The sequence below is a fragment of the Candidatus Enterococcus leclercqii genome (genome assembly GCF_009933135.1).
Classification (GTDB): domain Bacteria; phylum Bacillota; class Bacilli; order Lactobacillales; family Enterococcaceae; genus Enterococcus_C; species Enterococcus_C leclercqii.
Genome location: NZ_MAEH01000013.1, coordinates 1 through 24,363, shown reverse-complemented (window position 1 = coordinate 24,363; position 24,363 = coordinate 1). Strand labels below are relative to the sequence as shown.

Genomic DNA, 24,363 nt, shown 5'->3' with positions numbered 1-24,363 from the left:
TTTTCATCACTAAAAGACCTTCGCAAGCTATTTTCGAAGGTCTTTTTTGGTATGCTCGATAGCTTTCAAAAAAATGGCCAGCTGCCAAGGGCTTGACACCGCCTTGGCTTGGCTCCTTTGTTATACTGGAAATAGCTGAAAGTCTACAACCACAACAATAAGGAGGAGCCATGATGACGCTCTTGGTTAATGCAACCCAAATGAAGAAATGCGACGACTATACAATTGAAACAATCGGGATTCCTGCAATGGTTTTGATGGAACGTGCAGCGCTGGCCGTAACAAGCCATATCTTAGAGACAAAAAAATACGACCTTTCCCAAGTTCTGGTGGTGGTTGGCGCCGGCAATAATGGCGGTGACGGCTATGCCATTGCGCGGCTGCTGCATCTAGCGGGGATTTCAGTGAGACTATGGGAAGTAGGTGAAGCAACTGCCTTCACAAAAGAAACCGCCCAACAAGCAAAAATCTGTGACCATTATCAAATTCCCCGTCTTCATCGCTTGGATAGCTTTATGGGTTATACATTGCTGGTAGATGCTTACCTTGGCATCGGTGTAACCGGCCAGCTAAGAGGCCCCGCCGCAGAAATTATTGAACGCATCGGCAAAAGTCGGCTGCCGGTCGTAGCTGTCGATATTCCCTCTGGCATTGATGCCTCCACCGGTGAGTCATTAGGGGCTTATCTTCAAGCTGAAACTACGATTACTTTTCAATTCAAAAAAATCGCATTTACTGTATCCCCCGGTATGGAAGCCTGCGGAAACCTGATTGTCGCTGATGTAGGAATTAGTGACGAACCATTGCGCTAAAGATTGCATTGACAAACAGAGCATTGGTAGTTTTTTAACAGAAAAAGTAAAAAGACGGCACAAAAAAACCGAGGCGAGCTTGCCTCGGTTTAACTCGTTTACAGTCAGTTTTTAGCCACCTAATAATCCAGACAAGAACCCGCCACCATAAATCAATGCCATGCTATAGAGAAAAATAGACAACGGTTTTGCCAATAGAATGATCGCCGTGTACTTTTTAACAGAAATGTTGGTCAAACCAGCCATCAGGCAAAGTGCATCATCTGGGGCAACCGGCAAAAAGATCGCCAGTGCAAAAAGTTTGTCGAACCGGCTCTGGTTTTCCAACCAACCGGAATAGCGATTGTAAGTTTTATCAGATACCATACTCAAAATGAAAGGTTTTCCGTAGCGCCGGCCTAACAAGAAAATAATAAGCGATCCAACGCAAATTCCTACATAATTGTAGACAAAGCCCATCATGGGGCCGAAAATCAAAACACCAGCCGCACTTGAAATCCCACCAGGTATAATCGGAATCACCACCTGCAAGATTTGCAAAAGGATGAAAATGACAGGTCCCAAAATGATATTGTCACCCACCAATCCTCGCAACGCATTCATATCTTTAAAAACACCCAGGTTGATAAAATAAATCGTCAGAACAACAGAAACTGCTAAACCGATGATTGAGATCGTATTGATCAGCTTTCTTGATGCAGCAACACTCATGGAACTCATCTCCTTTTCATCCTCATTATAGAAGAAACCGTCAGTCTTTTCGATATTTTTACCTTTTATTTAACAAACATTTTTGTAAGATTCTCAAATGCACCTTCAGTATAGAAGAAATTTTCCATTTCCTCATCAGACCAAAGTCGGAAATTCTTCTAAGCAAGCAACTCCTATCAACTGGTTCGCCGCTGCTTGACCCGCAACAACCATTTTTGCATCAATGTTTCAACTACTCCGGTAATCATAAACGCACCGGCGATAGCACCGGCTGTCACTAGGACAATCACAGCATTTTCCATTGCTACCTGATTATCTCCTAACACCAGCTCCCGAACTGCTTTATACGCTGGACCACCTGGTACTAAAGGAACCAGACTAGGAATATTAAAGATAATCATGGGCATTTTTTTATGACGAGAAAACCAAATACTCATGATTCCAATCAAAAAAGCAGCGGCAAAATTTGCAGCTCCTAGGCCCCAGCCCCATTGCCGCAGACCCCAGTACACTAACCAGCCAGCCCCGCCAGTCACACCGGTGCTAATCAACGCTTTTCTGGGAATATTCGTCAAAATACCGAATGCAATTGTGCTCAAAATACCAAAGCTTCCTTGAATTACCCACTCTTTCACAGGACACCTCCAAAAATCGTCAAGACAAAAGCAATCCCAATACCAATGGCTGCCGCAGTAAAGACGGCTTCAATTCCCCGTGCGGATCCACTGATCAAATCACCGGCCATGATATCTCGAAAGGAATTCGTAATGGCTACCCCCGGGACTAACGGCATAACTGCGCCAATAATTAAATTGTCGACATTTTCTGCTATGCCGAGTTCAACACAGAAAACAGCACTGACTCCGATGACCACAGCGGCCGCAAACATGTCCAAAAAACTCATTTGCAGCCATTTTTTGATACCAATCGCCGTCATCAGTCCCAAACAACCAATTATAAAGGTTGCCGGAAAATCTCGCCAACTACCTCCAAAGGCATACATCAGGGTACAGCTGACGATACCGGCTGCCACTACCTGCGTCCAAAAGTGAAAACTCGGGGTGTATTTTTGTGCTTGTTTCAAATCGTGATAAAGTTCTTCTAACGTCAACTCTCCTTGAGCAAATTTTCGCGAAAGCTGATTGACTGCGACGACTTTTTCTAAATTAATGGCTCGCTCATGGACTTCTTCTAACTGACAATAGGGTCCATTGCGAAACCCCATAAAAATACCAGTGGCAGTTACATAGCTGACACAATCCATTTCCCCGGCATTTTTGGCAATCCGAATCATAGTATCTTCCACTCGATAGACCTCAGAACCGTTTTCCATCATGATTTTTCCGGCTAGCGCACAGGTCTTCAAGATCATCTCTTTTCGAAGGCTCAAAGCGTCCCCTCATTTCCTAAATAATGTGATTCATTCTAAATTTCTCAGTTATTATCTCAGACAATCAATAACTGCACCAGCTTTCATTTCGTTATCGAAGAAATAACTTATTTACTCAAAAAATCAAATATAATTTATCTAAGTTACGATTTTTTTATAGCTAAAACCCCGACTGCTAACCACACAATAATAATACCTCAGTTATTTTTATACACGTAAATACGTCTTTAAACATAACGAAACGAGTGTATTATTTCCCAAAAAGAACATTTCCATATATAATAAACTCAGATATAGATGTCGTTATAATAATGAAGGGAGTATCGTTATGCGTCGGAAAGTTTATACAAAAGACCAAATCTTAAAAGCTGCCTATGATGTGATATCAAAAGAAGGGTTCAGTAAATTCACAGCTCGTAATATTGCCAAGAAAATGGGGATCTCCACCCAACCCATCTACTTAGAATTCAAAAATATGCAGGACCTGAAAAACACTTTAGTAGAGTCTGTCATGAAAGACCTACAAGAAAATGTTTTTCCGATTCGCCATACAGATGATGCAATCGTCGATCTTGGGATTAATTATATCAATTTTGCTCGCGAAAATCGCAATTTATATGTCGCTTTGTACGTCGATGAATACGGCGGCGGACAAATGATGCATAAAGTTTCGTTTGATTTCTTTAAAAGCATCGTACAAAAAGATGCAAAATATGCTGATCTTAGCGATGAGTATCTGAAAGCACTCCACGATGGCACTTGGATCACCGTAACCGGTATTGCCTCTTTGATGTCTTCTGGAATTATTCAGCCTTCACAAGCAGAAATCGTTGAACTTATCCAGCGGGCAATCAACGGTATCCTGAATGTCAAAGAACCCGAAAAAGTTTTCGAATCTTAAAATGTAAAAGCCGGCAGCTCTTGAATATGCCGGCTTTTTCCCTTGACAAATTACTTTTTTTTGAGAGAATAGGAAATGTACTTTGGAGAGTTGGCAGAGTGGTAATGCAGCGGACTCGAAATCCGCCGACCCGGCTAAAACCGGCGCGCAGGTTCAAATCCTGTACTCTCCTTTAACACTTGACGTTTTTGACTGCGGGTCAAAGGCGTTTTTTTTTGCACCATTTTTTGACTTTGACACTAGAATCAGAAAGAACTTACAGGCAAGGTACTCATTTCTAACCAAAGACCGCTTCTTGAAATAAAGTTTGGGGCTGCCTGTCTTAAGCATACCCAGCAGCTGTCACTTTCTTAGAAAATAGGCTTCTTATATAGTTAAGTCCCTAGTAGCAAGGGCTGAAGCCGATAGGGATCTAAGAAAATTTGCCAAAGAGGTAAAAAACCTTTGCTTTCTCGCAAGACCCTCTGGCTATCAGGGCTTCTCAGTATCCCTTGTATCCAAAATACCGTAAACTAAAAGCAGGTGATAACTATGAATTATTTTAAAAAGACACTTTTCAATACCCTTGATTTTTTGGGAAATACCCAGGCTTATTTTCGTGATGTCTTGTTGATGCACGGATTTATGCTATTTGTGCTACTGCCGCTTTTAACAGGATCCACCAAGTTTATTTTAGCCCGCGGGGATATTCCCTACCTCTCCTATGATAACCTTGGCGAAATTTTGATAGATCATCCCGTGGTTGCTGTGCTGCTGGTGGCAACATTGCTTTTTATCCTTTTGGCCGTCTTTTTCGAGTTTACATTTCTCTTACTGAGTGTCTACTTTATCGAAAAAAAAGAACCCGTATCCCTGAGGCAGTTGTTGCGAATGACTCTTATCCAACTGCGAAAAGTCAGACCTTCCGTCGTTTTATTCTTTATCTTTTACTTTTTACTGGTACTCCCTTTTGGAGGGTTAAACTTTAACTCTGACCTTTTGAGTCGCGTGAAAATACCGGCTTTTATTATGGACTTCATCTTCACCAATCGACTTTTGATCATCACTGGTTTTATCGTGTTCTATTTGCTGATGCTCTACTTGGGTATTCGTCTAATTTTTGCATTGCCTGAGATGATTTTACGTGACCGCGCCTTTAAAAAAGCGGTGAAAGAAAGCTGGGAAGTAACTCGCCGCCAATTCTTTGCCATTGTAGGCCGTTTTCTCTTCATTGGTGCCAGCGTTCTAGCGATTACAGCGCTGGGCTTTGGCATCGTCATTGGCCTTCAGACCTTGGTAGAAACCTTTTTGCCAGAACAATCCTTGAATACCGCGGTATTTGCCATGACGATTCTGCAATTTTTCTTCCTACTAAATATAGTGCTTTCAACAGTAGGGATTTTTGCCATTATTGTTGATTTCATGAACGATGAGGGCTTTTTACCTGAGGTACCTACTTGGTTTTATCGCGAACCCATCCACGCCGAAAGTCATGCTCGAATCAAACACACGCTCCTGGCAATCGTCGCACTGTTTTTCGGCATCGGGGTCAGTATTTACAATATGGACTATTTGACAGACAGTAGCCAAAAGATCCCGCTTACCGCTTCCCATCGTGGGGTCTCTGACAATAATGGGGTTCAAAATAGTATTGTTGCTTTGCAAAAAACACATGATACGTATCATCCAGATTACATCGAGATGGATATTCAGATGACTACTGATCACAAGTTTGTGGTTATCCATGATTTCAACCTTAAAAATCTCACTGGCCAGCGTCTGGTTCCTGAAAAACTGACATTCGCTGAGGCTACAGCTCTCACTGTTAAGGAAAACAAAATGACTGCCCCTCTCGCCAGCTTTGACGACTACTTGGCGACTGCTGAAAAGCTAGGCCAAAAACTGATTGTCGAGATTAAAACTCAAAAAAAGGAAGTCGCCGACATCTGTCAACACTTCCTCACGCAGTATCAAGACCGTTTGGAAGCAAGCGGCAGTCTGGTTCAAAGTCTGTCTTTTTCAATAGTGGAAACCTTGAAGAAACAAGCCCCTAATCTTCAAGTTGGTTACATTTTACCCTTTAATCTCGTTGGCCCACCGGTTACTGACGCTGATTTTTTGACGATGGAATACAGTACTATCAATCGTAATTTCATCCAGTCTGCAGAAAGTGATGGCAAAAAGGTCTTCGTCTGGACCCCTAACGATGAAGACGACATCAGCCGCATGATGTTTTACGGTGTTGACGGTATTATTACTGACTCTATGAGAAATCTCGACACAGCCATCCAAGAGCATAAAGAAAACACCACATACTCTGATAAACTACTGAATTTTGTTATCGGAATCGGCTAATAGAGCCCGATTTCCCGCATAAAAAAGACTCAACAGATCCGGATTCCTGTTTTTCCCGGGTCTGCTGAGTCTTTTTGATTTTACTGCGATTCATCCTTTAGTAGTCAGGTGATTACTCAACCCACCAATGCGATACCCACTTGTTGTTGGATATCTTCATATCTTACTAACATCCGGTGTTGATACTCAATCACCTTTGCTCGATCACTTCGCTGACAATCTTCAATGGTGATCACGACTGTGTTGGTATATGTATGTTCTACAGTTCCCACAACCTCGTTTTCCAATCCGATCGGTTTGCATATGTAAGATCGCCCAATTTCAATTTGTTCCATAGGATTCCCTCCTCGTTTTTTTATTTGTCCATATAATAACAGAAAAACGTCAATCTGAAAACGCTTTTCACAACTTTTTTTAATTTTTTTTGTGATTGTATTGATGTTTATAGGAAATCCGAGGTTAATTTATTAGATTTTGGCTTAGTACTCTTATGATTGAATAATTTTACAGTTTTATGAAGAAACTAAAACACGTTATTTAAATTAGCTTCAAAGATAAGAAATTTCCCTTGTCAAAGAAACATATTTCAGTTTTACACAGTCCGTTTGTTTCTTGTATTGTTTTTTTGGCGAAATGAAAGCATTGTTACCCCTTTCCTAACAAAATATTGTTAAGATTTTATTGTTCCTTTTCATTTTACGTTACGTGTTCTTTGTTTTTTTTAATGCACTGTGATATATTAAAATTGTTGGTGAATAAACTGGCAAATTAACTAAGAAAGAAGGTGTATTTCATGACTTATACTGGAACAGAATTGACCTATCGTGTGGTCTTTGATACCGATAGTAACCGTTTCATGGCGATTGACGCCCATGATGAAACACGGGTAGCTTATGGTATCACTATCGAAGAAGCTGTACGTAACTTGCGCGCTTAATCAAAAAGGAGCCTAAAAGTAAGTGAAGATCGTAGACGCGATATTTTATTAAGGTCGTCAATTAGTTGCCAAACTGATTGACGACCTTTTACATACTCTCAAGAGCTATCCAGCGCTTATCCACCTTGTTTTTTCAGTTGAACTACAAAGAGCTGTACTACTTACATAAACTATACTTACTGGTTGGCATTAAGTATTCTAACCGGAGACCAATTCAATTTTATTAACGAAGTGGTCTTTGCTTACTGTCTAAAAAGATCTCGAACATGGCAGTAATTTGACACGTCTTGTATAATAGAGTCACGGCATTGCCGTAAAAACCATGAGAGGTGTGAAATCATGGAAGAATTCGAAGGCGTTCTAGTAAAAACCGCATTGCTCCAAGAAAAGCCTATCATGTTGTCGCTTATGCGTCTGAAAAATGATCAGACCGCCATCGACTGTGTGATTCGGGACCGCTTCTTATCTTCTTATATATTCCGTCTACCTAACGACAAATATACAATCCACGTTTCCGGTCGTCGGAACAAGCGAGACCAATTGTTAGTCAAACATATGACCATCGTCAATGTGGATGACTATATCAAAGTTATTGGGACTCCGGAATAATGACATTGGGGCTGTGACAATAGTTGAGACACCGTCCTGTGAACCGAACAATACCAACGTAAGACCCCAAAAACCGACGATCTTCCATTAAAATCATTGGAAGATCGTCGGTTTTTCATTGCTAAAAATTTCAAACACAGACTTTCCTTGATTTCATCAAGCCAAGTCAGCATCATTCACTTCTCTTGACACGTATGGTCATGCTCTCTCTTCGGACTAAGACATCAAGGTGGTCACAATTTTTTCTTATCCGTATACTTTTTATTAATTGTGGTCAAACATCCGCTGTTTAGCATTTGGAAGTTACTCATGTCACATTCTGTTCTTTATTTGCTATCCTACGAGTAAGCTTCAAACTATCTCTTCGTTTTATCGCAAAGAATTCTCGAAAAGCATCGTCGCTTCTAAAGTTTTTCTCTTCGTAAACTTCCGCTAATTACTGCATACAAAAACACCGCTGATCATAGTTTCCAAATCAGCGGTGTCTCTGCTAATGTCTTACAGACGTTCGTTCAATTCTTTTGACAGTTCTTCAAAACCTGGTTTACCTAAAAGAGCAAACATATTTTTTTTGTAGGCTTCCACACCTGGTTGGTCAAACGGATTGACACCGTTTAAGTAACCAGAGATTCCGCAAGCAATTTCAAAGAAGTACATCACATAACCCAAAGTGTATGCGTCCATTTCTGGGATTGTCACCAACAAGTTTGGTACGTCTCCATCTGTATGGGCCAACAATACGCCTTGATAGGCTTTAGTGTTGACGAAATCGACCTCTTTGCCTTGCAAGTAGCCCAATCCATCCAGATCAGTATCTTGTACTGGAATGGTGACGTTTTTGCGAGGTTTTTCTACCTTCACTACCGTTTCAAAAATGTTACGGCGGCCTTCTTGGATGTATTGACCAAGAGAATGCAAGTCAGTTGAGAAGTTGGCACTGGAAGGATAGATGCCTTTTTGGTCTTTTCCTTCTGACTCGCCGAAGAGTTGTTTCCACCATTCAGAGAAATACTGCATCCCTGGTTCATAGTTGATCAACAGTTCTGTCACTTTGCCTTTGCGGTACAAGATGTTGCGCATTGCCGCATATTGATAAGCTTCATTTTCTTCCAATTTATCGGAGGAGTATTCTTTTGAGGCATCAGCTGCTCCTTGCATCAATGCGTCGATATCAGCACCAGAAGCGGCAATTGGCAAAAGGCCAACTGCTGTCAGTACAGAATAACGGCCACCGACATCATCAGGAATTACAAAGGTTTCCCAGCCGGCAGCATCTGCTTCGACTTTGACCGCACCTTTAGCTTTATCCGTAGTTGCATAAATACGTTTGTTGGCTTCTTCTACACCGTATTTATTGATCAGCATTTCTTTGAAAACACGGAATGCAATCGCCGGTTCTGTGGTTGTTCCGGATTTAGAGATTACGTTTACTGAGAAATCACGATCGCCAATAACTTCAATCAAGTCTGCAAGATAAGTAGAAGAAATTGAGTTGCCGGCAAAGAAGATTTGCGTTTTATTTTCATCTCGGTTCATGTAGTTGTAGAAAGTGTGATTCAAAAAATCAATGGCTGCACGTGCTCCCAAATAAGAGCCCCCGATACCGATAACTACCAGGATTTCTGAATCGGATTGAATTTTTGCTGCCGCTTCTTTGATACGGGCAAATTCTTCTTTATCATAATTAGTCGGTAGGTCTACCCAACCGATGTAATCACTGCCGGCGCCTGTGCCGTTGCGCAGCAAATCGTGGGCCGCTGTTACTTGACTTTGCATATAGCCAAGCTCAGGTTCATTAACAAACGGTGCCACTTTGGAATAGTCAAACTTAATGTGTGCCATTTTCTTTCCTCCTATTGATAGAAACTTTAGCATTTCTTTCCATCTTCTACTTTACGTTTTTCATGGTTTTTTTTCAAGCATCAACTGTTGTGAAATAGGTACCTGTATTGGTAAAAACTGATCCTCCCCAAGCCTGTCTTTCAAGTTCAGACAAGTTGCGGAGGATCATTGGCCTATTTGTAATCATTTTGTAGTACTTGTTTTTTTATACTAGACAAGGCCTTGTGCGAGCATCGCTTTGGCAACCCGTGCAAAGCCGGCAATATTGGCGCCTAACATATAGTTGTTTTCTGCGCCATTTTCTTTAGCAGTAACCCGGCAGGTTTCATAAATATCCTTCATGATAGCATTCAAGCGCTCGTCTACCTCTTCTTTGGTCCAAGTCAGTCGCTGTGAATTTTGACTCATTTCTAATGCTGATACGGCAACGCCCCCAGCATTCGCTGCTTTACCTGGACAATAGTGGACACCATTTGCAATAAAATATTCGGCCGCTTCAAGTGTAGACGGCATATTGGCACCTTCCGCAACCACCTTCACACCATTTGCCACCAGTCGTTTCGCTTGGGCCCCGTTGATTTCGTTTTGAGTGGCGCAAGGTAGGGCCACGTCTGCTTTGATATCTTGATCCCACAACGAGCCTTCCACATACGTTGCTGAAGGTTTTGCTTCTTTATAGGCAGTCAAGCGTTCTCTTTTGACTTCTTTGATCTCTTTGAGCAAGTCGAGATCAATCCCTTCCGGATCAATAATGCAGCCGTTGGAATCTGAGCAAGAAATTGCATTGGCACCTAATTGCTGTAATTTTTCAATCCCATAGATGGCCACATTTCCCGAACCAGAGACGATTACTTGTTTGCCTTTGAAGCTGTCGTTGTTGTATGCTAACAGGTGATTGACGAAATAGACACAACCATAACCGGTGGCTTCTGTACGGCCCAAGCTGCCCCAAAATTCTAGCGGTTTGCCGGTGAGTACACCTGCATCATATTCCCGCAGCCGTTTGTATTGGCCGTAAAGATAACCGATTTCCCGACCACCCACGCCGATATCACCAGCGGGTACGTCTAAATTTGGTCCAATATGTTTTGATAATTCGGTCATGAAGCTTTGACAAAAGCGCATGATCTCTCCATCGGATTTTCCTTTAGGATCAAAATCCGATCCCCCTTTTCCGCCACCAATTGGCAAGCCGGTGAGGGCATTTTTGAAGATCTGCTCAAAGGCTAAGAATTTCAAAATGGACAGATTCACACTAGGGTGGAAACGCAAGCCACCTTTATACGGACCTAATGCAGAGTTAAACTGAATGCGGTATCCGCGATTCACCCGCCAATTTCCTTCATCATCTTGCCACGGTACACGAAATTGGATGAAGCGTTCTGGTTCAGTGATCACGGAGAGCAGGTTATTTTTTTCGATTTCCGGATGGTTTTCCAGATAAGGCGTCACAGTGGATAAAAACTCATCCACAGCTTGTAAAAATTCTGCTTGGTTCGCATCCTTCTCGTGAAGCTCGTGGCCGATCTGTTTTACATAGTCTTGTGCTGTCATAAATCGTCCTCCAATACCCGTTTTGATTTCCTTTTAAGTCCCGAGTTACTTTCTTATTTTAGCAGATTCAAAACGATCTGTGGAGGAATTGCCAGAATTTTTCGTCTTTTAAATTTAAAAAAACACTGAGAGACATTAAGAACAGGAGTAGAACAATGAAAAAAAATTACGATGTGATCGTGGTCGGCGCCGGTCCTGCCGGTTTAATGAGTGCAATCAGTGCCGGAGAACAAGGGGCCCGCGTCTTGTTGTTAGAAAAAAACAAGAAACCCGGGAAAAAACTTTTGATGACAGGAGGTGGACGTTGCAATGTCACCAATAATCGTCCGGTTGCCGACTTAATCACGCATATTCCTGGTAACGGCCGTTTTTTGCATTCGACATTCTCTCAATGGAACAACCAGGACATCATGGCCTTTTTTGCAGAGCGGAATATTCCTTTAAAAGAGGAAGATCACGGGCGTATGTTTCCCGTTAGTGATCGTTCAAAAACTATTGTCCAAGGACTGACAGATGCCCTCGAAGACTCCGGTGTTACGCTACTCTTAAAAACATCAGTTACCAAATTGATCACTGGCAACGAGGGAGAAATCGCAGGGGTTCGAACAGATCAAGGCGATTTTGCCGCTTCTGCTGTGATTGTGACGACCGGTGGCATAACTTATCCCGGGACAGGCTCGACCGGTGACGGTTTCAAGTTTGCAAAAACTTTGGGACACACGGTGACCCCGCTTTTTGCCACTGAAGCTCCTCTCGTTTCTGAAGAAGACTTTATTAAACACGGGACATTACAAGGTCTGTCGCTGCAAGATGTCGCATTATCGGTCATCGGAAAAAAAGGTAAACCGGTCATCACCCAGCAGATGGATCTTTTATTCACACATTTTGGATTGTCCGGTCCAGCGGCGCTGCGGTGTGCTTATTTTGTCAACAAACAACTGCGAGAACAACCAGACAAGTCCGTCTTATTGGTATTGGACAGTTGTCCTGATATGACAGAACCACAATTGACCAACCAGATGAAAAAGCAATTAGATTCAAAAAAGACGGTCAAAAACGCATTGAGTGGTTTGTTACCAGAAAGGCTGTTACAGTTTTTCTTAGATAGACTACAACTGGCCGACCTTTTCCCCCAGCAATTAAACGACGATCAATTGCAGCAGTTGGTCGCTTTGATCAAAGGTTTTCCTATCCACGTCAACCGGACGATTGGCCTGGAGAAAGCTTTCGTAACTGCGGGTGGCGTTAATCTCAAAGAAGTCAATCCTAAAACGCTGGAGTCTAAGCTTTGTCCTGGACTTTTTTTTGCTGGTGAAGTTTTGGATGTCAACGGGTATACCGGGGGTTTTAATATCACTTCAGCTTTGTGCACCGGCCATGTTGCCGGCCAACATGCAGCCCAACTGGCAGGCTTTTGGTAACTTTTGATAAGACCTTTTCCTTAATAGAGTCAAGAAAGTGTAGGCAGGAAAACAGTTTCGTTAACTTCTGAGTCTAGGTCTGCAGAACAAGCCCCAACTGAAATTTTTAACAGTAAAAAGCCAAGTCACTCCCACTAATTCTATGGAGGTGACTTGGCTTTTTATTGTGCCTGACGTCTAGCGTTCGGTACTATTTTCTTTGATCACGGGTGACCAGGTGCTTGTCATCCTCTCATTTTATTCTTCCTTTTGAGTTAACTCGACAAACTTTCCCTTCACTAACTGAACTAAATCTTGTGGGGATAACTCCATCTGTAATCCGCGGCGTCCGGCTGAGACAATAATTGCTTTTTTGGATGCAGCACTGCTATCAATAAAAGTTGGCAATAACTTCTTCATCCCCACTGGTGAACAGCCGCCTCGAATGTAGCCCGTTGTATCTTCTAAATCCCGCAAGTGGAGCATTTCCACTTTTTTATTGCCACTGGCTTTGGCAATCTTTTTTAAGTCCAATTCTTGATTCCCAGGAATTACAGCAACAACTGGCCCTGTCTTGTTGCCAACAGCCACTAACGTTTTGAACAGTTCACTTTGATCTTTTTGTAGTTCATCTGCAACGTTTTCGACCCCTAGATGATCTTCGGTCCATTCATAAGTGTATTCCTGATAGGAAATTTTCTTTTGTTCTACCAAGCGAATCGCATTGGTTTTCGCGAGCTTTTTCTTAGACATCCTTGTCACGTTCTTTCATCGTTGTATCAATCTGCATTAAATCCAAAATTTCGACCAATTTGTTCACTGGAATCTGTCCAGGTGCGGAAGCCTCAGCCAAAGACCCAAAAGTCATGACTGATTCAATTAATTCCCCGCTGACTCGGCTGGTTTTGCCTAAATCCCCCATCGAAATTAGAATCAACGGCAGTTCTACCAAGCCTTTTAGTTTAGCCGAAACATTCATCAGACGCAAAACGTCTTTCAAAGAATTCGGCATAACTGCCAGTTTTCCCATATCTGCGTCAAACTGTTTCATGATGCTGATTTTAAGTACCAATTCACCGTCAGCTGGTGTCTTGGAAAAATTGTGGTGGCTCAAGATCACGCCAATTTTTTGCTCCTTAAACTGTTGGATGAAACTGCGTCCAAGATATTCCGCCACTTCCAATTCGATATCTAAAAGATCTACCAACCCGGTTTCAGCAATTTTGGTATAGAGTTCCCGATATTGCTTTAGCGAAAATTCTTGTGGCTTGCCGCCTTCTTTTTCTGTCCGAAATGTCACTAATAGCAGCTTATCCCGCAAAATCGTCTTGAGATGAGAGAGTGTTTCTACTACGACTTCTGTATCTGCTACCTGATTAAAAAGATCGACCCGCCATTCGACTACTTCACATTGGCTATCAGCTGCCATTCCTGCTTGATGCACAACACTATCGGTACTGCCTCCAGTCAAAGGCACACAAATTTTGGGACGCCCACTGCCAAATACTGTATTTTTCATCTGAAACTCCATAATTTCCCTCCCACTGCAAAGAGCTTAAGACCCCTCAGCCGCTTATTTTTCTATTTCATAGATAAAAACCTTCAAATAGTTGCCCTCTGAAAATGCCGGTAAGACACAAAAATCTTCCGGTAATCGATAGGCCTCTAGCAACTGCCATTGCACGCCAGCTTCTTTGAATTGCTCTTCAATACTCTTTTTGAACTTTTCCACTGAAAGATTCGCGGCATTCGTCGAAGCAATCAGCACGCCCCGCTTACTCATGATGGACAAGCTATCCGCCACCAGCTCGCCATAATTTTTTTGAACACTGAAGACTTGTTTTTTGTTACGAGCAAAACTCGGCGGATCCAAAATGATCATATCAAAGGTCAATTCCTTTTTACGAGCATAAGCAAAATAGCTGAAAACATCCATAACGTGGATCTTTTGGTCCGCTGGCTTTAGACCATTGACCTCGAATTGTTCCCGCGTTTTGGGCAAGCTGCGTTTTGCCAGATCAACACTGGTGGTCTCTAAGGCGCCACCCATTGCCGCAGCAACGGAAAAAGCACCGGTATAACTGAACATATTCAAGACCCGCTTACCCGCAGCTAAACCTTCTGCTAAACGTCCTCGTACTTCTTTTTGATCGAGAAAAATCCCTGTCATCAGCCCTTCATTCAAATAGACCGCATAATTGACAAAATTTTCTTGAACAAGCAGTGGTTCCGGCGCCGATTCTCCATAGAGCAGACGACTTTCCGGTAGTCCCTCTGCAGAAAAGCGGATTTTTTCGTAAGCACCTTTGACTTCCGGAAAAACAGCGCGAAAGGCAGCTACTACGACCTCCTTTTTGGCAAATAGTGTTTCATTGTACCAGGAAAATACAGCATACTCCCCATACAGATCAACGGTCACGCCGCCAATACCGTCTCCTTCACCATTGAAAAGCCGAAAAGCCGTCGTAGCCGAATCATTATAGTAGGATTGACGGTGTGCTTTTGCCCGCGCAAAGGTTTCAACGAAAAAGTTCTGATTGATTGGACGTTTTTGCCAGTCGAGCAACCAACCGATGCCTTTATTTTGTTCTCCTAAATACCCACTAGCCAGATACTCACCTCGACTGTCGATAAAAGTCAGCCATTCTTTGGATACTGGTACTTCTTCCAAGTCTTCTCTTTGAACTAAGGGGTAACCGCTGCGCAATTTTTTTTCTGCAGCTTTTTTGACTCTGATTTTCATTCGATTTATCTCCATTTTTCTGTCGAAATAGAAGTCTAATTGCTGTTTAAACCACTGTTTTTCGACTGCAATTCTCCTTTTGAGTATATCAAAAATAACAGTTTTTGTCCTCGCCCTACCGAAATTAAAGAATTGCTAAATAATGCACAAAGGCTCCGCTTTCAATTGACACTGTATTTTGGGACTAGTAAAATGTAAGATGATGAAATTTATGAAAATCCTTTTCAAAACATCTACTGATTCGAAGCAAAGGAAGGATACGCCAGTGAATAAACTAAAAAATATGAAATTAATCAATACACGAATGGGCTTTTTTGCTCTCTTAGCTGTCTTATTATGGATTAAAAACATTGCAGCTTACTTAACTGAGTTCAACTTAGGGATTGAAAGCATGCGGCAGTATTTCATCCTCTTCATTAACCCTATTGCAACGACGCTGTTTTTACTGTCGATTGCCTTGTATGTAAAGCGACCAAAAGCTTCCTACATTACAATGTTGGTGATTTATTCCGTGATGACACTGTTGCTGTTTTCAAACATCGTCTACTATCGCGAGTTTACCGACTTTATTACTATCAACACGATGCTAGGTGCCGGTAAAGTTTCCAGTGGCCTCGGTGAAACAGCCATGCGTCTGTTTCGACCTTATGACGTACTTTATTGGGTGGATATTATCGCTTTAGTAGCGCTATTGGCTCGTAAAAAGATCAAAATGGATCAGCGACCAGTTCGTGCCCGGATGGCATTGGCTGTCACCACGTTGTCGATTATGATTTTTTCTGGCAATCTCTTTATGGCCGAAGTTGATCGCCCCGAATTATTGACTCGAACCTTTTCCCGTGATTACTTGGTAAAATACTTGGGAATCAACGCCTTTACTGCGTATGACGGGGTTCAAACTTATCAAGCCAGTCAAGTGCGGGCAGAAGCGTCCGCAACAGATATGGATGACGTCGCTGATTACGTAAAAGACCACTACGCTGCCCCTAATGACGATCTTTTCGGGATTGCTAAAGGAAAAAACGTGATTTATATTCACTTGGAAAGCACACAACAATTTCTGATTGATTACAAACTCAAAGATGAAAACGGTGTGGAACATGAAGTCATGCCTTTTATTAACAGCCTTTATCATGACAATCAAACCTTCTCTTTTGACAATTTCTATCATCAAGTGAAAGGTGGTAAGACTAGTGATGCAGAAACCTTGATGGATAATTCGCTGTTTGGTCTTAATCAAGGTGCACTCATGACACAGCTGGGTGGCAAGAATACTTTCCAATCCGCACCAGATATTTTAAAACAAACCCAAGGGTATACTTCAGCGGTCTTCCACGGAAACGATGGTACCTTCTGGAATCGTAACGAAACTTACAAACATTGGGGTTATGATTATTTCTTCAGCAAAGAATACTATGATGTGAACGAGGACAACTCCTTCCAATACGGACTGCATGACAAGCCTTTCTTCCAGCAGTCGGTCAAATATCTGGAACAGTTGCAGCAACCCTTTTACACGAAATTCATTGCAGTCTCTAACCATTTCCCGTATTCACAGTTTACAAATGACGAGTCCGGCTTCCCAATGGCACAAACTGATGACGAAACAATCAATGGCTACTTTGCAACAGCTAACTATCTAGATACAGCAGTCGAAGAATTCTTCAACTATTTGAAAGCTAGCGGTCTCTATGACAACTCCGTCATCGTTTTGTATGGTGACCACTTCGGGATTTCAGAAAGCCGCAACAAGTCATTGGCTGAACTGGTAGGTAAATCTGCCGATGAATGGAACAGCTATGACAATGCGCAAATGCAGAAAGTTCCTTATATGATTCATATTCCGGGTCAACACGACGGTGGTATCAATCATACCTACGGCGGCCAAGTGGACGCATTGCCTACACTGTTGCACCTGTTGGGTGTGGATACAACGAATTATATTCAACTAGGACAAGATTTATTGTCACCGAAACATGAACAACTGGTGGCTTTCCGTAACGGCGATTTCGTTTCTCAAAAGTATGTTTATCATAAGGGTAGTTTGTACAACACAGCAACCGGTGAGGAGATCATCTCACCAACAGCGGAGCAAACCAAAGAAGTCGACGCACTGAAGGAAAAAGTCAACAAACAGTTGTCTGCTTCCGATCAGATTAATAACGGCGACCTCTTCCGCTTTTACACCAAGAGTGGGTTGAAGGAAATTGATTACAGTGAGTTCAACTATAAGACTGGTTTAGAACAATTGCAGCAAGCGGCCCAAGAAGCTGGCAAAGACTCCACGAGCGTTTTGTCTAAGCATGATGGTCAAAGTACCGAGGACCTCTATCAGACACAAACCTATAAAGAATTGCACGGCGAAACAACGACCGGAAAAACTGCTGAAAGTTCTACTTCTGAAAAGTAAATCTCGTTCCGCTTTTGAAAGACCTCGTAAAGGCTTAAGCTTTTACGGGGTCTTTTTTCGGCTTTTTCCCCCAGCTTATTCATACTTTGTTCAAAAAGCTATTCTATACTTTCTATGATAGGAATTTTCTCAAAGACAGTATACATAATTTTTCTCGACGTTTTTTCTGACCAGCGAGCTAATTCTACTTCACAATCTTTGCAGCTCCTCTTCATGTTCGAATAACGCAGCGTATCAACCCTTTTCCCGTCAAAAAGTGAGGTGAGCAACCATGACAATCATGAGCCGTGCGTGGGCCAGTTTAAAATATCATCGCCATTTCTTGCATCGCTATCTACTATTATTGGCGATTTTTTTACCCCCGATTCTTTTCATGAATACCCTGCGCTCAGGTATTCAACAGTCCAGCGAGAACCTACAGCTGATTTTCAAACAAGACACTATGCCGCAAGTCGACCAGAAATGGTTGCAAAGTTTACTGTCAGACATGCGCAATCTAGTGCCCTTCTATGATTTCTCCTTACTAATCTGCTGTGGTCTTTTTGGAGTTCTTGTGTTTATCTTAGGCTGTCATTATTGCGGAAAACGTCGTTCAGAACTCAGCACCTACAAACGATTAGGCGTTAGTAAGTTTCGGTTAGCAGCGCAGTTTCTATTAGAATTTTTAATCCCTGCAACGTTGGCACTTTTGGTGTTATTTATGCTATTGGTAATTTTTCAAGCAACTATTGAGACCCTCGTTCAAAACGTCCAGTCGCAACTTTTGGAAAAATACACAACCGCTTCATCTATGACGACTGCCTCAGTCGATAAAGCAGGCGCTGACTACCCGATTGCTGTCCAATTGCCCTCTAACGGTTTACTGTTGATTCAGTCATTGCCACTTGATAACAATCGCTGGTTTGTGGTAACTTTACAGGCTATTTTGGCGACAGCCGGTATTATGCTAGGTATCTTTATTACCGCATTGCCACTTGCGATGTTTATCGTAACAAAAAGGAGGTCATTTAAATGATTGCCGAACGTCTTTCACAAGCAGCTATCCATGCTTTGTACACCCTCTCTCCCAGGGAAACCCTCACTGAAATCTGTGGGGATAAGCAGACTGTTCCTAGTCTCGCGGTGGTCTATAGTGCTTGGGACACCATTCCTTACTTGAGTTTAAAAGAAAATCTCTTTTTAGGCCTGACTCGCTCCAAACGTGACCCCCGCCGTCTAAACGACTATTTGAAACTTTTGGATCTCAACGAAGAAATTTTACAACACCCGCTATCAGAGCTCACCGCCTTTGAAAAAATCCGGTTGCAGACATTACAGCAACTCCTGCGACAACCAAAGACCTTGGTCTTTGATGATGTTACCTTGCAGCTGACTATCAAAGAAAATCAAGAACTCTTGTACCTGGCGATTCTATTAAAACGGCAATTAGAGTTGGAGATTCTTTTTGTCACCAGTGACGCCTCCTTTGCCAAAGCGGTTTCCCAAATGAATAATTAAATGATTCTGCAGAAAAGCACCTGAAAAAATCATTTACCTACAAAAAAACAGGCAATCGACTGCCAATGAGGCCGACTGTCTGCGTTTTTTTGTTTATATAGAGACATCAAAATAGCTATTTAAAGAGCGTAACTATCGCTGATTAAGCAGATAAGTCTGTAGCACGGATGCTCGCTCAAATGCTAGACCATTATCATTGTCAGAACTTCTCTAATCAAAAATAGCTTGGCATCAGACAGTTACCACTGGTGCCAAGCTGTTTTTTTAGTTATTCTTCTGTGAGCGATTCATCCTCGGTTCCCTTTGGCGTCGGATCAATGATACGCCCGTCATCAGCCATTTCGACATCTGGGAATGTGATTCTGAAAGTAGTCCCATGATCAACTTCACTTTCCACATCAATCTTTCCTTTGTGCAACCGCACAAGCTGCTGCACAATCGGCAAGCCTAGTCCAGATTCGCCAAACTTACGATTTTTACGAGAAGGATCTGCTTTATAGTAGCGTTCCCAAATATTGTTCAACTGTTCTTCGGTCATACCAATACCGGTATCAGTGATTTCGATGATGGTTTCCAAATAGCCTTTGGTAACGGCAACCGTAATCGTGCCATCATTAGTAAATTGAATCGCATTTTGGATGATGTTCACCATGATCTGCACAAAGCGGTCATAGTCAGCAAATACTGTAACCGGCTCCTCTGCGGTGAGAACGAGTTGGTCCCCAGCAGCTTCTGCTTTGCCCTCTAACTGGATCAAAAGATTGCGCAATGTCTCGGTAGCGTCGAATTTTTTCACTACAATCGAGATTTGATTGGTACGGATCTTTTCATAGTCTAGGTTTTCATTTACTAGACGAATCAAACGTTCGGTTTCATTTTTCATCAGCCGCAGCGCATTTTCTTTTTGGCTCTCTGGAATCGCATTGTACTGCAATCCTTCCAACAGGCCGTTGATGGTGGTGAGAGGGGTGCGCATCTCATGAGAAGCATCCGCCATAAACTGCTTGCGGCGCTCTTCTTGTCGTTGAATCTCTTCATTAGACTCTTGGAGGGAAACGGTCATCTTGTTGAAATCTTCGGCCAACTCGTCAAACTCATCTCGGTGGTTCACGGGGATTCGCACATCGAAATTCCCGCTGGCAACCTCGCGAGTCGCTTTTTTCATCCGGTTGATGCGCCGTACTTGGATGCTGGCATAAAAGAAACTGATAATTAAAGCGACGATACTTGAAATAATAAAGCCTTTGAACAAGTTCATATTCAACGACTTGGCACTTTCTTCCAAGTTAGTCGCCGGTTGCGTCAAAACCAACGCCCCAAAACGATCATTCAATTTCAGCGGCAACATGACGTAGGCCGTTGTTTCCGAATCACTGAAAATATTGCGACCAGAAGTAAAACGCAATGCCTGACCTTCCTTCAACGCCGCCCACTGCTTGGAACTGATGCTGAAATTCACTCGCTTGCTGCTTTCCTCATCTGCCACCGGGTAAACGACTTCCTGGTGATCATTGATATAAACAAGTTTGATATCCTGATATTTCAAGAAGCGCTCGGTCCCTAAAAGCGAAACCCGCAGCGCTTGCTCAGGATTTGCTACCACCCCTTGTTCATTGGCTGAAATCTGCGCCAGATCCACTGCAATATTGGCATAACTGGTCAACTGATCATAATTATTTTCCTCGATTGTCCGCCGTGTCATCTGGGTAAAGGATATCCCGGCAATCAAGAGAACCACGGCGATTACCACGAAAAAGGCCATCAGTTGTTGATAGAGGTAGCGCATCACGCCACCCCGGAATCGTCAAATTTATACCCTACGCCCCAGACCGTCTGAATCACCTGCGGGCCTACTTTTTCAATCTTTTGCCGCAGCTTTTTGATGTGAGCATCCACCGTTCGTTCATCACCAAAGTATTGGTAATCCCAAACCAATTCCAATAATTGCTCACGGGAAAAGACTTGGCGCGGCTTTTTAGCTAATGTGAACAAGAGATCGAATTCTTTAGGTGTCAGCCCTGGAATCAATTTATCGTCCAAGTAAGCCTCTCTTGTTTTCGTATTCATTTTAAAATGGGCAGTCTTCACATCAAAGGAACTCGTATCCTCGTCTTCTTGTGGCGTTTTTTCAACCAACTCGCTGCGACGATGAAGCGCCTTGATCCGGGCAATTAGCGTCAATGGACTAAAAGGCTTGGTCACATAGTCATCTGCCCCCATCTCCAAGCCAATCACTTGATCACTTTCAGAGTCTCTGGCAGTCAACATGATGATGGGAACTGTGTCAGAAATTTTGCGAATCTCACGCGCCACACTCATTCCGTCCATCCCCGGCAAGTTCAGATCCAACGTAATCATGTCCCACTTATCCGGTTCTGCCAAGAAGGCATCTAGCCCTTCCTTGCCGTCATATTTAAATGTGGCATCCCAGCCTTCGTTCAAAAAAAACATTTGCATCATTTCAGATACAGATTCATTGTCTTCAATCATTAAAATATTCATCGTCTCACGTCCTATCCCCAAGTCTTATTCTCTTTTTGCACTTATTTAATGCAGAAAGAATCACCTTCAGTATACTCGAAAAGCCCCGTTTTCTCCATTATCTTCATAAAACCTTCCCATAAGCTTTCCTCTTTATTCTATTTTCTGATATGATGTTCACGGTGCATCGATTCAGATGGACCCAATCAAAACAATTTGAGGTGTCTTCATTGAATTACAAAGCCATTGCCTTTTTCGATCTGGACGGTACCCTGCTGGATCAAAATTCCCAAATCACACCAGAGGTCGCAGACGGAATGCTCCGCTTGAAAGCCAACGGGGTCTTGCCGGTCATCGCTACTGGCCGAACCGAGATTGAAATCCTGGACATTCGCAAAGCCGCCCATATCGATTCCAACATCGTAATGAACGGTGCTTATATCCGTGTTGATGGACAAGAAGTCTATTCAGATCTTATCCCTAAAGCACAAATTGAGAAAATGTATCACGCCGTACTGGATCACGGAGACCAGTTGGCCTACTATAACGAAGGTGCCATTTGGTGTACCGGACATTCGGAAGATTTGATCGGTGCGTATACCTTTATTCATTCCAAAATCCCGCCCATTGATCCGCAAGGCTTCCAAAATAAACCCGTGAATATGCTGCTGGTTCTTGGTCGCGAGCATCGAGATTTCTATGAAGAAAACTTTCCTGCCTTCGATTTTTATCGCAATACTCCTTACTCCATGGATACCGTCAAAAAGGGGATTTCCAAAGGTGCTGCTGTCAAGATTCTTCAGGAAAAAACCGGCCTGACAAATTTGCCGACATACGGTTTCGGTGATGGACCCAACGACGTTGCTTTACTGGGGGCTTGTGACCACAAAATCGCCATGGGTAATGCCGGTGAAGAGTTAAAACAAATGGCGGATTTTGTAACGAAAAAAAATACTGAGGGCGGAATTCTCTATGCCTTAGAGCACTTCCAATTGATTTGATGAAATGCCCTCGCTTGGAATTTTAAGACATCGCTTGCGATCCTTTTCAAAAAAGCCCAGTTGTGGTACACTAATACCACGGAACCTCCCTTTTATAAAAGGGGGCTGTTACGGATTCGACAGGCATTGTCGAGCCTGAATTGCGCTTCGCAGGTTACGTCTGCGTTAAAACGTTACAGTTAAATATAACTGCTAAAAACGAAAACACTTACGCTTTAGCTGCCTAATAACAGTTTAGCGTGATCCTCCCGGCATCGCCCATGTGCTCGGGTCAGGGTCTCAAATTTAGTGGGATACGCTGAAACTTTCCGTCTGTAAGCTTCAGAAGAGATCATCAGACTAGCAAAATCAGCAGCCTGTCATTCGGCGGTTGATCTCGCGAAAACTTAAAGTAGAACTGACTATGAGCGTAGACTTTTGGGTAGCGAGATGTTTGGACGCGGGTTCGACTCCCGCCAGCTCCATTGGTAGTTTTTACCACTTTTGACTAAGCGTTAAAATCCTTTTAGATAAAGGGTTTTGGCGCTTTTTTGGTTCTACAATATTTAGTGTTGGTGGAAAATCTCCGATTTTCTTCCAACACTTTTTTTGTATGCGAAGTATAGAAAAAGAGATACCCAAATTGATAGAATGAAGTCGACTAAAACACACTCACCAAGAAAGGGATATCTCCATGGACTATTCTACAAGAATTTTGACTGGTTTAACAGATGAAAACCTATTTTTTGATACAAATTGGCTGGAAGAGCGTCAGGAAAATGATCTTCCTATTCTGGTCATTAAAGGGCAACTATCCTATACACCTTTGGCCTGTACAAAATGTGGCGTTAAGAATGAGGGGCAAATCATCAAAAACGGGACGCACCAGACAAAAACCCAATTAGTCCCCTTCAGGGGAAAGAAGACTTTATTAGAACTGAAACGGTCACGCTTTTTATGTAAAGACTGCGGAGCGACCTTCAACGCTCAAACAGCACTTGTTAGAGAAAAATGCCATATTTCAACCGAATTACAACTCAAGATCACCTTAGATCTGAAAAAGAATATTAGCCGGAAGGAGATTGCTCAAGAATATTTTGTCTCTGACACGACAGTTATGCGTATTATGCGAGACTGCGTGCAAAGCTTCAGGACCAATTTTAACTATTTACCGTCAGTTCTTTGCATTGATGAGTTTCGCTCAATGAACTCTTGTAGTAATGCAATGAGCTTCATCTGCATGGATGGTCATACTAAACGGCTTATCAGTATCTTGGAAAGCCGTCGGCTTACCTATTTGAAGGCTCATTTTTTACGCTATCCACATCATATACGATGTAAGGTCAAGTATCTAGTCATGGACATGAATGCACCTTATGCCCAACTGATTAAGCATGTCTTTCCAAATGCTCAAATCGTAACGGATCGTTTTCATATCGTCCAACAGATTAATCGTACCTTCAATCAATTACGGATAAAGACGATGAAACAGTTTAAAGGGACTGACAAGGTGAACTATCGACGCTTAAAACGATATTGGAAGCTTCTTTTGAAAAATGACTTCAACGTGAATAGCGCTAACTACCACTATGAGCGCTCTTTCAAGCGTCCGATGACAGAAAAAGCCATTATTGATGAGCTCTTATCTTATGATGAAACCTTGAAATTAGCATATGAGACGTGTCAGCTGCTTCTTTGTCATTACCGCAGAAAAAACGCAACGCTTTTCTTTGAACTTATTGAAGAACTTGATCAGCGCTTA

Annotated in this window: 22 protein-coding genes, 1 tRNA gene and 1 other RNA gene; 13 read left to right on the top strand and 11 right to left on the bottom strand. The window is 42.5% G+C overall.

What is annotated here, in order from left to right; translation table 11 throughout:
* Nucleotides 1–173 precede the first annotated feature (173 nt).
* Nucleotides 174–812, top strand: coding sequence for an NAD(P)H-hydrate epimerase (locus BAU14_RS06425; protein ID WP_161899269.1), 639 nt, complete (start codon nucleotides 174–176; stop codon nucleotides 810–812).
* A gap of 111 nt (nucleotides 813–923) precedes the next feature.
* Here the strand turns inward: BAU14_RS06425 and BAU14_RS06420 are convergent, their stop codons facing one another.
* From BAU14_RS06420 to BAU14_RS06410, 3 genes are all read right to left on the bottom strand, one after another.
* On the bottom strand, nucleotides 924–1,523 hold the full coding sequence (locus BAU14_RS06420) for a TVP38/TMEM64 family protein (RefSeq protein WP_161899282.1): 600 nt from the start codon (nucleotides 1,521–1,523) through the stop codon (nucleotides 924–926).
* 176 nt (nucleotides 1,524–1,699) lie between these two features.
* On the bottom strand, nucleotides 1,700–2,158 hold the full coding sequence (locus BAU14_RS06415; RefSeq protein ID WP_161899268.1) for a threonine/serine exporter family protein: 459 nt from the start codon (nucleotides 2,156–2,158) through the stop codon (nucleotides 1,700–1,702).
* Nucleotides 2,155–2,895: a threonine/serine exporter family protein gene (locus tag BAU14_RS06410; RefSeq protein ID WP_420022079.1), complete on the bottom strand. Its 741-nt coding sequence runs from the start codon at nucleotides 2,893–2,895 to the stop codon at nucleotides 2,155–2,157. The genes BAU14_RS06415 and BAU14_RS06410 overlap by 4 nt, the downstream gene beginning before the upstream one ends.
* A gap of 346 nt (nucleotides 2,896–3,241) precedes the next feature.
* Between BAU14_RS06410 and BAU14_RS06405 the strand changes: the two genes are divergently transcribed.
* From BAU14_RS06405 to BAU14_RS06395, 3 genes are all read left to right on the top strand, one after another.
* The gene (locus tag BAU14_RS06405; RefSeq protein ID WP_161899266.1) at nucleotides 3,242–3,814 is read left to right on the top strand and encodes a TetR/AcrR family transcriptional regulator; all 573 of its coding nucleotides are present in this window, start codon (nucleotides 3,242–3,244) and stop codon (nucleotides 3,812–3,814) included.
* Between the two features lie 84 nt (nucleotides 3,815–3,898).
* Nucleotides 3,899–3,986 (top strand) — tRNA-Ser (locus tag BAU14_RS06400).
* Nucleotides 3,987–4,345: 359 nt separating this feature from the next.
* Nucleotides 4,346–6,148, top strand: a complete 1,803-nt coding sequence (locus BAU14_RS06395; protein WP_161899265.1) for a glycerophosphoryl diester phosphodiesterase membrane domain-containing protein — start codon at nucleotides 4,346–4,348, stop codon at nucleotides 6,146–6,148.
* A gap of 116 nt (nucleotides 6,149–6,264) precedes the next feature.
* Here the strand turns inward: BAU14_RS06395 and BAU14_RS06390 are convergent, their stop codons facing one another.
* Nucleotides 6,265–6,483: a hypothetical protein gene (locus BAU14_RS06390; protein WP_161899264.1), complete on the bottom strand. Its 219-nt coding sequence runs from the start codon at nucleotides 6,481–6,483 to the stop codon at nucleotides 6,265–6,267.
* Nucleotides 6,484–6,941: 458 nt separating this feature from the next.
* On the opposite strand from BAU14_RS06390, the gene BAU14_RS14225 reads away from it, so the two are divergent.
* Nucleotides 6,942–7,085, top strand: a complete 144-nt coding sequence (locus tag BAU14_RS14225) for a hypothetical protein (RefSeq protein ID WP_202622176.1) — start codon at nucleotides 6,942–6,944, stop codon at nucleotides 7,083–7,085.
* A 339-nt stretch (nucleotides 7,086–7,424) separates the two neighbouring features.
* Nucleotides 7,425–7,694 carry a hypothetical protein gene (locus BAU14_RS06385; protein ID WP_161899263.1) on the top strand — a complete coding sequence of 90 codons (270 nt, stop codon included), beginning with the start codon at nucleotides 7,425–7,427 and terminating at the stop codon, nucleotides 7,692–7,694.
* Between the two features lie 498 nt (nucleotides 7,695–8,192).
* On the opposite strand, the gene BAU14_RS06380 is transcribed toward BAU14_RS06385, so the two are convergent.
* Both BAU14_RS06380 and gdhA read right to left on the bottom strand, forming a co-directional pair.
* The gene (locus BAU14_RS06380; RefSeq protein ID WP_161899262.1) at nucleotides 8,193–9,536 is read right to left on the bottom strand and encodes a glucose-6-phosphate isomerase; all 1,344 of its coding nucleotides are present in this window, start codon (nucleotides 9,534–9,536) and stop codon (nucleotides 8,193–8,195) included.
* Nucleotides 9,537–9,746: 210 nt separating this feature from the next.
* Nucleotides 9,747–11,090, bottom strand: coding sequence for an NADP-specific glutamate dehydrogenase (gdhA, locus tag BAU14_RS06375; RefSeq protein ID WP_161899261.1), 1,344 nt, complete (start codon nucleotides 11,088–11,090; stop codon nucleotides 9,747–9,749).
* Nucleotides 11,091–11,245: 155 nt separating this feature from the next.
* Here gdhA and BAU14_RS06370 point away from each other — a divergent pair, with 155 nt between their 5' ends.
* Entirely contained in the window at nucleotides 11,246–12,511 is a 1,266-nt protein-coding gene (locus BAU14_RS06370) for an NAD(P)/FAD-dependent oxidoreductase (RefSeq protein ID WP_161899260.1), read from the top strand.
* Nucleotides 12,512–12,748: 237 nt separating this feature from the next.
* Here the strand turns inward: BAU14_RS06370 and ybaK are convergent, their stop codons facing one another.
* Genes ybaK through BAU14_RS06355 form a run of 3 tightly spaced genes read right to left on the bottom strand, consistent with a single transcriptional unit; the run spans nucleotide 12,749 to nucleotide 15,233 of the window.
* Nucleotides 12,749–13,243 carry a Cys-tRNA(Pro) deacylase gene (gene ybaK / locus BAU14_RS06365; RefSeq protein WP_161899259.1) on the bottom strand — a complete coding sequence of 165 codons (495 nt, stop codon included), beginning with the start codon at nucleotides 13,241–13,243 and terminating at the stop codon, nucleotides 12,749–12,751.
* Complete coding sequence (gene aroD / locus BAU14_RS06360; protein WP_161899258.1) at nucleotides 13,236–14,021, bottom strand: type I 3-dehydroquinate dehydratase; 786 nt, start codon at nucleotides 14,019–14,021, stop codon at nucleotides 13,236–13,238. Before aroD ends, ybaK begins: the two co-directional genes overlap by 8 nt.
* 42 nt (nucleotides 14,022–14,063) lie before the next feature.
* Nucleotides 14,064–15,233, bottom strand: coding sequence for a class I SAM-dependent rRNA methyltransferase (locus BAU14_RS06355; protein ID WP_161899257.1), 1,170 nt, complete (start codon nucleotides 15,231–15,233; stop codon nucleotides 14,064–14,066).
* A gap of 283 nt (nucleotides 15,234–15,516) precedes the next feature.
* On the opposite strand from BAU14_RS06355, the gene BAU14_RS06350 reads away from it, so the two are divergent.
* The 3 genes from BAU14_RS06350 to BAU14_RS06340 all read left to right on the top strand — a co-directional run bounded on the left by BAU14_RS06350 (nucleotide 15,517) and on the right by BAU14_RS06340 (nucleotide 19,140).
* A complete protein-coding gene (locus BAU14_RS06350) occupies nucleotides 15,517–17,643 on the top strand; it encodes an LTA synthase family protein (RefSeq protein WP_161899281.1) in 2,127 nt (708 codons plus the stop codon).
* Between the two features lie 271 nt (nucleotides 17,644–17,914).
* On the top strand, nucleotides 17,915–18,658 hold the full coding sequence (locus tag BAU14_RS06345; RefSeq protein WP_161899256.1) for a hypothetical protein: 744 nt from the start codon (nucleotides 17,915–17,917) through the stop codon (nucleotides 18,656–18,658).
* Nucleotides 18,655–19,140 carry a hypothetical protein gene (locus BAU14_RS06340; RefSeq protein WP_161899255.1) on the top strand — a complete coding sequence of 162 codons (486 nt, stop codon included), beginning with the start codon at nucleotides 18,655–18,657 and terminating at the stop codon, nucleotides 19,138–19,140. The genes BAU14_RS06345 and BAU14_RS06340 overlap by 4 nt, the downstream gene beginning before the upstream one ends.
* Nucleotides 19,141–19,408: 268 nt before the next feature.
* Here BAU14_RS06340 and BAU14_RS06335 read toward each other — a convergent pair whose 3' ends face one another.
* Together BAU14_RS06335 and BAU14_RS06330 are read right to left on the bottom strand one after the other, a co-directional pair.
* Nucleotides 19,409–20,926 (bottom strand): sensor histidine kinase, encoded by a 1,518-nt coding sequence (locus BAU14_RS06335; protein WP_161899254.1) that lies wholly within the window; start codon nucleotides 20,924–20,926, stop codon nucleotides 19,409–19,411.
* The gene (locus BAU14_RS06330; RefSeq protein WP_161899253.1) at nucleotides 20,926–21,642 is read right to left on the bottom strand and encodes a response regulator transcription factor; all 717 of its coding nucleotides are present in this window, start codon (nucleotides 21,640–21,642) and stop codon (nucleotides 20,926–20,928) included. The genes BAU14_RS06335 and BAU14_RS06330 overlap by 1 nt, the downstream gene beginning before the upstream one ends.
* A gap of 209 nt (nucleotides 21,643–21,851) precedes the next feature.
* Between BAU14_RS06330 and BAU14_RS06325 the strand changes: the two genes are divergently transcribed.
* The 3 genes from BAU14_RS06325 to BAU14_RS06315 form a co-directional block, all read left to right on the top strand.
* Nucleotides 21,852–22,622, top strand: coding sequence for a Cof-type HAD-IIB family hydrolase (locus BAU14_RS06325; protein WP_161899252.1), 771 nt, complete (start codon nucleotides 21,852–21,854; stop codon nucleotides 22,620–22,622).
* Between the two features lie 101 nt (nucleotides 22,623–22,723).
* Nucleotides 22,724–23,089: a transfer-messenger RNA gene (ssrA, locus tag BAU14_RS06320) on the top strand.
* A 206-nt stretch (nucleotides 23,090–23,295) separates the two neighbouring features.
* Nucleotides 23,296–24,363, top strand: a 1,068-nt coding sequence (locus tag BAU14_RS06315) for an ISL3 family transposase (RefSeq protein WP_161899251.1), incomplete at its 3' end; no start/stop codon positions are given.